This window comes from Pseudoalteromonas sp. SMS1, assembly GCF_021530565.1.
Classification (GTDB): Bacteria; Pseudomonadota; Gammaproteobacteria; order Enterobacterales; family Alteromonadaceae; genus Pseudoalteromonas.
Genome location: NZ_JAKGBI010000021.1, coordinates 101,437 through 111,624, shown reverse-complemented (window position 1 = coordinate 111,624; position 10,188 = coordinate 101,437). Strand labels below are relative to the sequence as shown.

Sequence of the window (10,188 nt, the reverse complement as noted above, 5' to 3'; positions counted from 1 at the left end):
GAAGCAGAATCAGCCAGGAAGCAGAATCAGCCAGGAAGCAGAATCAGCCAGGAAGCAGAATCAGCCAGGAAGCAGAATCAGCCAGGAAGCAGAATCAGCTAGGAAGCAGAATCAGCCAGGAAGCGAAATTAGCCAGGAAGCGAAATTAGCCAGGAAGCAGAATCAGCCAGGAAGCAGAATCAGCTAGGAAGCAGAATTAGCTAGGAAGTAGAATCAGCCAGGAAGCAGAATCAGCTAGGAAGCGAAATTAGCTAGGAAGCGAAACCAGCCAGGATGCTGGAGCAGCTAGGATGCATTGTCAGTCAAAGTAGTAAAAAGAATAAGCCAGAGTGCGTGTAAACAGTGGTAAGTTAAACCTTTAAAAAGGAAATGGTATTTTTCCTTGAGTCGATAAGTTTAACTGAGCGTCGAGTTTTGAGATGTTAGTTGGTTAACTAGCATAGATATAACAACCAGAAAAGTGGTTAGAAGTATCTTTCAAGGAAGGCCGCCACATATATGTCAACATGCCGGAGTGTGTTGCGTATATGACCGCAAGGAGTGCGGTACTGGCTTCCTTCTTTCCCTTGTTTTTTCAACCGTCCTCGTTTACTTTCCCGCTTTTACAGTGAATTAAGGTATGAACACGCCCTAAAGCTGTTCAAGTTACTCCTATTTATCCGTCTTACATCTATACACTGCGTTTGTATCAAGTAGGATACAAAGCCACCACAATTGGTTACCCTAGCCATATTGAATCTCGGTTATTGTCATTCATGCACTTACAATCAATGACAACAGGATCCTACTATGAGAAAACATGTACTTGCGGTATTGGTCAGCCAATTTGTGGCGACGACAGCTTATGCGCAAAGCGTATATTGGCAAAGTGCTGATAAAAGCCGCAGTGACTGGGAAGGTCACAAACTTTATACATTAAGTGAACCTGCCTTCAAACACGCATTAAGTGCTGCTGGGCAGCAAGAACGCGAGGTTGTACTGCCATTGCCATCTGGCGAAATGGTGACATTTATATTGTCTCCGTATCAGGTAATGGCGCCTGAGTTGGCAGCAAAGTTCCCACATATTAGAACGTTCATCGGTGTTGACAAAAATAACACATCGCATCGAGGCCACTTTAATATGGATGAGCAGGGCTTTTATGGCATGTTTAATTATCAAGGTGCGCACATATACATCGATCCCAAGCGGCATACTGACAATACCTATTCAGTGTATACCCGCCAAGGGCAAAAAAAGCCGATGGTAGAAATACGTCAACACTCGCCGCGCAGGCATGGGGCAGGTAATTCATTACACCACCATGAGCGCAGCTTGTCTAAAGCGGAGTTACCTAACACTGAGATTGTATATCGCTTGGCGGTGGCAACCACTGGCGAATACGCAAAATATCACGGCGGTACAAAAGAGCGTGTGATGTCTGCACTGGTCACCATGGTGAATAGACTCAATGATGTTTACAACCGAGATATGGCTATTCGTTTTGAATTAGTCGCAGGTAGTGACAAGCTCATTTTCCTTGATGCCGGTAGTGACCCTTTTGATAACACCGATGCAGACATTGATAAAATCAGTGCGGTTATTAACGAGCATATTGGTTTGGAAAATTATGACGTAGGTCATCTTGTAGGTACTGGCGGCGGCGGTTTAGCTGGTTTTGAAGTGGTGTGCACAGAGTTAAAAGCAGAAGGTGTAACAGGAAGCGAACAACCTGACAATGATGCGTTTCATGTTGATTATGTTGCGCATGAAATTGGTCATCAGTTAGGCGCAGAACATACATTCAATGGTACGGCAGGTGCGTGTACAGGTAATCGGGTTGGTACGAGTGCTTATGAACCTGGCAGTGGTTCTACGATCATGGGCTATGCAGGCATTTGTGATGAGCAAGATTTACAAGCAAATTCAGATCCTTATTTTCATGCACACTCTCTAGAGCAAATGATGGCATTTACGCGTGAAAAAGCCGGAAAAAGCTGTGGTACTCATAAAGCCAGAACGAATCAGCGACCTCAGGTAGATGCCGGGCAAGATTATACTATACCAGCGAGAACCCCTTTTACATTAACTGGCAGTGCGCGTGATACAGAGGGAGATGCGCTGCGTTATAGTTGGCAACAGTACAATATCGGCAGTGCCTCAGACAGTAAACAAAGTGACAGTGTTGACGAGGGAGGGCGCCCACTATTTCGGGCCTTCAACCCGACCGAAGCAGCCGAGCGTACATTACCAAAAATGTCTGATATTTTGAGTGGTTCGTTAAGTTATGGTGAGGCATACGCAACGAGCACGCGTGCATTAGATTTTCGTTTATTGGTGAGAGATGGCAAAGGGGGCGTTGGCGAAGATGACATGCGTATTTCGGTGATTGCCAATGAGACTGGCTTCGCAGTGAAGCTGCCAGACGCAAGCTCACAATGGCGCACTAATCAGCAGCTCGTTAGTTGGCATACTGCTAACACCGAACAAGCCCCCGTTAACTGCTCGCAAGTAGACATTTTGTTGTCAGACGATGGCGGTGCGAAATTTACGACAACATTGGCTAGCAAAGTGGCCAATAATGGCCAATATGAAGTGTCGTTACCAGCAATGACTACAGACAAAGCCCGGGTGATGGTGCGGTGTAGTGACAATATCTTTTTTGCCATCAACAGTGGTAATTTTGCCATCGCGAATCAAAATGGGGCAGTCGTGAAACCTAAAGTAACTGGGCAAAAGCCATTATCGGTTGCTGAAGATACCGCGATTACGGTAAAAGTGAGTGATTTAACAATGGCGACGGCACAAGGTGTTGATGCTATCGAAATTGCTGGTGGCAATAACTACACGGTGCAAGGGACTACAATCACACCTGTAGCGAATTACCATGGCACCTTAGCCGCTCAGGTGGTTGCTAAACGTGGTGACATGCAAAGTGATCCATTCATGTTGAGTATCACAGTCACTCCGGTGAATGATGCACCGCTTGCAGTGGATGATGCAATGAGTGTGGAATATGGTGCGAAACAAGTGCAGGTTAAGGTGTTAGCAAATGACACAGATCCGGATGGGGATGCACTAAAACTGACCGCTGTGAATTATGCAGGCAAAGGCACTGTGACTTTTGATGATCAGGTTATCAAATATTCAGCAGCTGCAGACTTCTCTGGGCAAGATCAGATGACGTATACCATCTCCGATGCACAAGGAATGATTGCAACTGCGCAAGTTAGTATCACGGTTAAAGCCAATACCAAGACTCCGGATCCTGCACCGACACCAGAGCCTACACCTGCGCCAGACAACACAAATAGTTCGTCAAACAGTGGTTCTCTTTGGTCGTTACTGGGGGTGATGCTGTTGGGCCTAAGACGGCAACGGAGTAAGTCAGTATGAAGGTAAAAGGGCAACTGTGTGCGGCTGTGGTGACGGGGCTGATCGTGCTGGGAGGATGTATGGAATCATCAACGCAGACAGCACCGATGCAGACTGAGGTGTCAGGGATACACGCGCAGTTGGCTCATGCGAAGTCTCAAAAAGACTATCGGTTATTGGTATTTGCAAGTAGGCGGCTCGTTATTCCAGGGTTTGAGGATAAAGAGGCTCAGCAGCTAAAAGCACGATGTGGCGTGCGCTACTGGAAAAATGAGGGAGATGTCTTATATCCCTCACAAGCCAGTGACAGCCGAGCAGTAAAATACCAATTTGCTAGTGACTACAATCAAGAGGTTTATACTTTGTGTAGACAAGCAACTAAATAGGGCGCCTCGGCTCCCTATTTTCCATCACAGACTATTTTGGATGGAATCGCTGATTTGTTGTATCTTAGTGGATGTTATGCAAAAAATTTTATTAATAGATGATGATCGTGAATTAACGTCTTTAATCAGTCAGTTTTTAGCGCACAATGGTTTTACGGTCGAGGTGCTGAATGATGGGCGTCGTGCTATTGAACACATATTAAAGACTCAACCAGATCTGATTATTCTAGACTTGATGCTACCTGGTACCGATGGCCTAGCGATTTGCAAAGCGGTCCGTCCGCATTTCGGTGGCGCTATCATAATGTTGACGGCGTTGGTGGATGACATTGATGAAGTAACAGGGCTTGAGGTGGGCGCGGATGATTATTTATGTAAGCCGCTTAAGCCCAGAGTTTTATTGGCGCACATTCGTGCTCAGTTACGTCGTCAATCTAGTTTACAAGCGCAACATAAAGACACTCGAACCGTGTGTGATGGCAACTTGCAATTAGATTGGCGCAACCGTACTGTCAGTTATCTAAATGAGGAAGTCATACTTTCTAGTGCAGAGTTTGAATTGCTTTGGGTGCTGGCTCAATCAGCGGGCAACATCATTTCCCGAGACAGCTTACATCGCAAGATATTTAACCTTGAATACGATGCAATGGATCGATCAATCGATCTGCGTATCTCGCGACTTCGCAAAAAGCTCGGCGACGATCCCAAGCAGCCTCATGTCATAAAAACCATACGGAACAAAGGGTACCTCATTGCAGATTAACGGCACATTGATTGCATCTTGGGTGGGCGTCATGGTGCTGATAAACATTTTATCAGCGAAATGGCTAATGGAGGATGTCTATTTCGACGTTCAAGACGCGGCTTTGGCTCAATATGAGCGCCATCTCAACCTGTTGGCTGACGAGGGGGATGTGCAAATTCAAAACAGGGACGCTTTGTCGGTGGCAACGAGTTTGCAGAGCTTACCCGAATTAGCAGAGGTACCATTCCTTAGTGTGCCTCTCGATGAGTTGACAGATGACCCGTTTTTATATGAGCAGCTATCCTTATTACCTATTAACCAACTCTTTGTCGATGCTCAGACCGCAAGTATTTATGTGATGCAAAATAACAGCCAGGTGCTCATCGTTGGCCCTGTGATATACCACAGCTTTTTAAGTTGGTTTGCTGATTGGTTTTTATGGTTAATGGCTTGTCTGGTAAATGGGCTTGGCCTCAGCGTCTTGCTAATGGCGATGTATCGCGCGCATGTAAACGTGAGAACTCAGCTTGCAGCGGTATTGCCTGCGGATATTAAAAAAGCACAAAGTACATCAGCACAATTGACAGAGTTGCATGGCTACCTTGCGACCAATGAGCAGCAGAGCACGGAACAGTTAAATCTGCAAAGAGATCTATTGCATGGTGTGGCACATGAGTTTAGGAGCCCAATGGCACGGATTCAGTTTGCACTTGATATGCTTGAAGATGCTGACTTAAATACGCAAGTAGAGCTTAAAAATACGATGCAAACTGCGCTGGTGGGACTGGACGAACTCGTCAAGGAGTTGTTGTATTACGCCAAGCTCAAAGATGGCAGTACAGCTATGCAATGGCAGTTAATATCATGTCAGGAGTTGCTTCAGGACGCGATTGCACAAGTCGCGGGGTTTTACCCAAGTGTCACTTATCGTATCTCATGTGATGGCGACACAGTGATTGCGGATTACAACTTACTGCGCCGAGCGTTGATAAATATTATGCGCAATGCAGGGCGGTTTGCACAGCAGCAGTGCCTTATATCAGTGCGCACCAAAGAAGGCCAAACATGTTTCTATATTGAAGATGATGGCATTGGTATACCTCCGGGTAAACGAGTGCGCATTTTTGAACCTTTCACAAGACTAGATCCCAGTCGCTCAAGGGACTCTGGTGGGTGTGGATTGGGCCTAGCCATTGCACAGTCGGTAGCTCAATTACATGATGGGAATATCACAGTGATTGACGGGCTTGCTGATTTAGGCGGAGCCTGTTTTTGTCTGAATATTAAAACGCACAAGAATCAGCCCAGCGATTAAACTGGGCTCAGTATTACTTAGCTTTACGTGTTTTGGACTTATTTGATTGTGCCGTACGTGGGGTATTTCCCGGCTTTGTGTGCGAGTTTTGTGTACTTGCCTTGTGTGAGTTTGAGGCACGCTTGGGCTTGTTTGAATGCTGTGTGCGTTGCCGTGGGCGATGCTTTTTTCCACCTCCACTTTCGTTGTCAGTTTGCTTTGGTGAGCGGTTTTCGCTGTCTGGTGTCGGTGTTTTTACTTTCTTTTTTTTTGGTTTCTTTGGTTTGATGGGGCGGGTATCCAAAGGCTTTTCTGGTACAGGGTTTTGTGGAATAAATCCGGGCTCCTCAGCACGTGGGATCAGGGCACCAATAAAGCGTTCGATACCATATAAATCATCGGCATCTGCTGCGGTGACAAAAGAAACTGCGATCCCTTCACTGCCTGCCCGACCTGTACGGCCAATTCTATGCACATAGTCTTCATAGGTATTTGGTAGGTCATAATTCACAACGTAAGGCAGTTCACTGATATCTAACCCTCTGGCAACAATGTCAGTGGCAACGAGAACATTGACCTCACCGGATTTAAAACCGTTAAGTGCTTTGACTCTAGCTCCTTGCGATTTATTACCATGAATGGCGGCTGCACTAATGTGATTTTTTTCGAGCAAAGCCACGAGCCGGTTTGCACCATGTTTGGTGCGACAAAATACCAGTACCTGTCGCCACTTCTTTTCTGTTAGAAAGTGGCATAGCAATTTACTTTTTTGTGCTTTATCGAGTGCGTATGCGCTTTGAATCACCGTTTTAGCCGCGGTATTCTCGGCTGCGACTGAGATTTCAATAGGAGAAGAAAAAAGCCCTTGTGCTAACTCTCTAATGGGCTCTGAAAACGTAGCTGAAAACAGCAAATTCTGGCGCTTTTTTGGTAGTAATCGAATGATTTTCTTTAAATCGTGGATGAATCCCATATCTAACATGCGATCTGCTTCATCCAGTACGAGCGCGGAAAGTTCTGTAAACTTTACCGCATTTTGCTGATATAAATCCAATAACCTACCTGGGGTTGCGATAAGAATATCGACCCCTTTGCGCAAACGCATCATTTGTGGATTAATTTTAACACCACCATACACCACAGTACTGCGTATGCGTGTGCCCGCACTATAGGTTTCGACACTTTCTGCGATTTGGATTGCAAGTTCTCGCGTTGGGGCAAGTACTAACACGCGCGCTTGATTAGCATGAGGTTGCTGCGAGCTGAGTAACTTTTCAATCAGCGGCAACGTAAAGGCTGCTGTTTTTCCTGTACCCGTTTGTGCTGCGGCCATTACGTCTTGGCCGTTTAATACGGCTGGGATTGCCTGCTGCTGGATTGGGGTTGGTGTACTGTACCCTTTCGTCTCTAGCGTGTTAAGAAGTACTTGGGATAACCCAAGTTGAGAAAAGTTCATGCATACTCTCTTTGTACTGAGGTGGTAAGGGGTGACCTTTACCTTGTCTAAGATTGGCGATATTGCCTTGGATAGGCGATCATAGCAGAGTTCATCTGGTCTGCCGAATTTAATCCGCCTGCACATTGGTTTTAGGCTCGCTTGTAATGACTCATCGTTCAGCTGTGGTGCAGTCAGCAGGTTTTAACTGGTAGTCTATACTTGCTCAAACAGCGTGCATATAAAGGGACTTATTATGGACATCACACAGAGGAAAGTGGCGCTTTGTATACAACTGAGTGTATTGCTCGCAGGGAGCCTTTTCACCACTTCCTTAGTGTATATGTTGTACCAAGAGCAACAACATTCCATTATCCAAGAGTTCAATAAAGAATACCTTCTACGTGTTGACTCGTTTAAAGAAACGGTCATGAACAATCTATCTGCTTTACAGAGTTTAGCTGTGCTGTTTAAGGTGCATCCGGATGCCACTAAAGCGCAGTTTCAACATATTTCATCGAGTATTTTAGCCACCAAAGCAGGTGTTCAAGCACTGCAGTGGGTGCCGCATGTTACACAAGCACAGCGTATTGCGTTTGAGCAAAAAAATCGTGAAAATTACGTACAATTTGCCATAACTGAGCGTGTAGCAGGGCAAATGGAGACCGCCTATAATCGGGCACAATATTACCCCGTTCAGTATATTGAACCTTTATTTGGTAATGAAGCCGCGCTGGGGTTTGATTTATTTTCAGATCAAACCCGGCGAGAGATTATCGCGGCATCCCGAGACCTCGCACTCCCATTAGTAACCGCGAGTATTACCTTGGTACAAGACCCTCATAAGCAAAAAGCATTTATCGCACTTCGTCCAATTTATGACAATTTGTCGCTCACGGTGGCTGATAAAAGAGAGAATATTCGTGGTTTTGTTATGGGGGTATTCAAATTAAATGCCCTCGTTGCGCAGTCTAAGCTGGGTAAAAACGAGGGGGATATTGAATTTGTAATTGAAGATGTCACAGACAAAGCACAGCGACAAACACTCTATCGTAACCGTCTTAAATCTCAAGGTCAGTTGCAGTCTTGGTTGGATGTGTGGGGAAGAAATTGGGTGATCAGTGCATCACCCTCTCACAATTTTGTGCAAAGCCGTACGTCAGCTACCCCCATGCTGGTGTTATTCATTGGTATGGTAATGACCTTATTAATGTTCTTTTATGTACGCTTGTTATATCGTCGGCAAATAGCAATTCAGCAGGCCGTGAGGATTAAAACCAGAGAGTTGGATAAAGCGAATGCGAAACTCCTGACCATGACTCAAGTGGATGGCCTGACTGATGTGTCAAATCGTCGTCATTTTGATATGCAATTTCAAAAGGAATGGCGGCGTGCAGTGCGTGTTGGAAGCCCAATTAGCTTAGTTGTGATCGATATCGATTTTTTTAAAGAGTACAACGACTACTATGGCCATGTCGCGGGAGATCGCTGCTTATGCCTAGTTGCAAAAACCCTCAGCCAATTGGCGCAACGAGCATGTGATGTTTTTGCACGTATTGGTGGAGAAGAGTTCATATTTATTTTGCCAGATACCGAACAGGTCGAGGTGTTTTGTGAAAAGTGTTTAACGGCGGTGGTCGCATTGGAGATTCTTCATGAGAAATCCACTGTGGGCCCATTTGTCACCATCAGTATTGGGGCAAGCTCAATCAGGCCTGCAAATGAGGATGACAGTGCACAATTACTCGACACCGCGGATCAGGCGATGTACCGAGCAAAGGAAGCTGGAAGGAATACGTTCACAGTGAAAACGCTTATGCATGAAGCGGTGAATACAGAATATGGTAGGCTGACAATCAATTGATAGGACTGCCTAGTGTGTCTTTCACCGCTTCAAGTCGTTGGCTTTATTGCACTGTGGCATTGTTAGAATGCGTCTGGTCATTGATGAGGTAGTAGAGGATCAATAAGTTACAGATAAACCAAATATCCTTAATGACAAACTGCCCTGTGCCGGTCAGCAATGTAGATGCGCTAAGTGCGCCTGGTGTGGTAAACAGAAAAGTTTGTGTCATTGTAAACACGGCACCACACGCCAGTGCAGAAACTAAAAATAGCGGTTTATGGCGCAAAAAGAGCGCTAGGCCGAGCAAGGCGGTGAAAAAGATATCGTAAATACCGATCAGGTTAGACGCCATTTGTACTGAAAATAAGTCATACAACCATGACATGAAAGGAGAGTGGCTGACGAGTGGTTCAATACCTTTGGCCTCTAGCTCCAGAAATTTCATCCCACCAATCCACAGTAATACCAGTGCGACAGGAAAAAAGTTTAACCATAAGTGTACCTTGGCACTGAACTTTTCTCTGGTAAACAAATAAATCGCGATGGGTAAAAGAGCGAAGTATTTGATGATCCCTTGCCCGGAACCTATGACCGGAAAGCCGCCATGAGATTGGATCCAGCGGGCTTCGGAAAGCAAAGTCACGAGAAATAGAGTTGCAATGCTCATTAGGCCCCAGTAAGCAGCTTTCTTTAGTGTACTCTGTCTGGCGACAAGCAAAGCACTCACAACCACAATGGCACCTCCTAACAACTGCGCTGCCAGTACGTCAGAAATCGCTGAGTCTAGGTAGTAAAATGTTAAGAGTGTTTGTACATATCGATCATTTCCACCTAGCATCATAGATAGCGCGAAGATAAACAAGCTGAATGCCGTTAATCCGGTCACCAAATTAATTAGTGTTTTATGTTGCATGTGAACTCCTAGAAAATAGATTATCGTTAAAGACCGATGGTTCTGGATATATATTTCAATTTTTCTCGGCTATTCAGGGGAAAGTTCAGAAACGATGGTGATCTTGCGATTATTTTTAGAATTCGGCTCTAGCTTAGCGTACAGTCCCATTTTTTAATGCTTTTTTATGTACTTCACTCTCTCGTCACACCACTTTGTATTGCTCTACATGCTAA

Annotated in this window: 8 protein-coding genes; 6 read left to right on the top strand and 2 right to left on the bottom strand. The window is 45.3% G+C overall.

The annotated features are described in order from the left end of the window. The 5 genes from L1286_RS19955 to L1286_RS19935 all read left to right on the top strand — a co-directional run. The coding region (locus L1286_RS19955) for a hypothetical protein (protein WP_235408773.1) at window positions 1-187 on the top strand (187 nt) is incomplete at its 5' end. A 602-nt stretch (window positions 188-789) separates the two neighbouring features. Beyond that, on the top strand, window positions 790-3,375 hold the full coding sequence (locus L1286_RS19950; RefSeq protein ID WP_235408772.1) for a reprolysin-like metallopeptidase: 2,586 nt from the start codon (window positions 790-792) through the stop codon (window positions 3,373-3,375). Then, complete coding sequence (locus L1286_RS19945; protein WP_235408771.1) at window positions 3,372-3,740, top strand: hypothetical protein; 369 nt, start codon at window positions 3,372-3,374, stop codon at window positions 3,738-3,740. The genes L1286_RS19950 and L1286_RS19945 overlap by 4 nt, the downstream gene beginning before the upstream one ends. Window positions 3,741-3,816: 76 nt before the next feature. Then, window positions 3,817-4,503 (top strand): response regulator, encoded by a 687-nt coding sequence (locus L1286_RS19940; protein WP_268832628.1) that lies wholly within the window; start codon window positions 3,817-3,819, stop codon window positions 4,501-4,503. A 31-nt stretch (window positions 4,504-4,534) separates the two neighbouring features. Further along, window positions 4,535-5,800: a sensor histidine kinase gene (locus tag L1286_RS19935; protein ID WP_235408769.1), complete on the top strand. Its 1,266-nt coding sequence runs from the start codon at window positions 4,535-4,537 to the stop codon at window positions 5,798-5,800. Window positions 5,801-5,813: 13 nt separating this feature from the next. Here the strand turns inward: L1286_RS19935 and L1286_RS19930 are convergent, their stop codons facing one another. Then, window positions 5,814-7,235: a DEAD/DEAH box helicase gene (locus tag L1286_RS19930; RefSeq protein ID WP_235408768.1), complete on the bottom strand. Its 1,422-nt coding sequence runs from the start codon at window positions 7,233-7,235 to the stop codon at window positions 5,814-5,816. A 235-nt stretch (window positions 7,236-7,470) separates the two neighbouring features. On the opposite strand from L1286_RS19930, the gene L1286_RS19925 reads away from it, so the two are divergent. Further along, on the top strand, window positions 7,471-9,078 hold the full coding sequence (locus L1286_RS19925; protein ID WP_235408767.1) for a CHASE domain-containing protein: 1,608 nt from the start codon (window positions 7,471-7,473) through the stop codon (window positions 9,076-9,078). Between the two features lie 43 nt (window positions 9,079-9,121). On the opposite strand, the gene L1286_RS19920 is transcribed toward L1286_RS19925, so the two are convergent. Further along, entirely contained in the window at window positions 9,122-9,973 is an 852-nt protein-coding gene (locus tag L1286_RS19920) for a DUF417 family protein (protein WP_235408766.1), read from the bottom strand. Window positions 9,974-10,188: the final 215 nt, after the last annotated feature.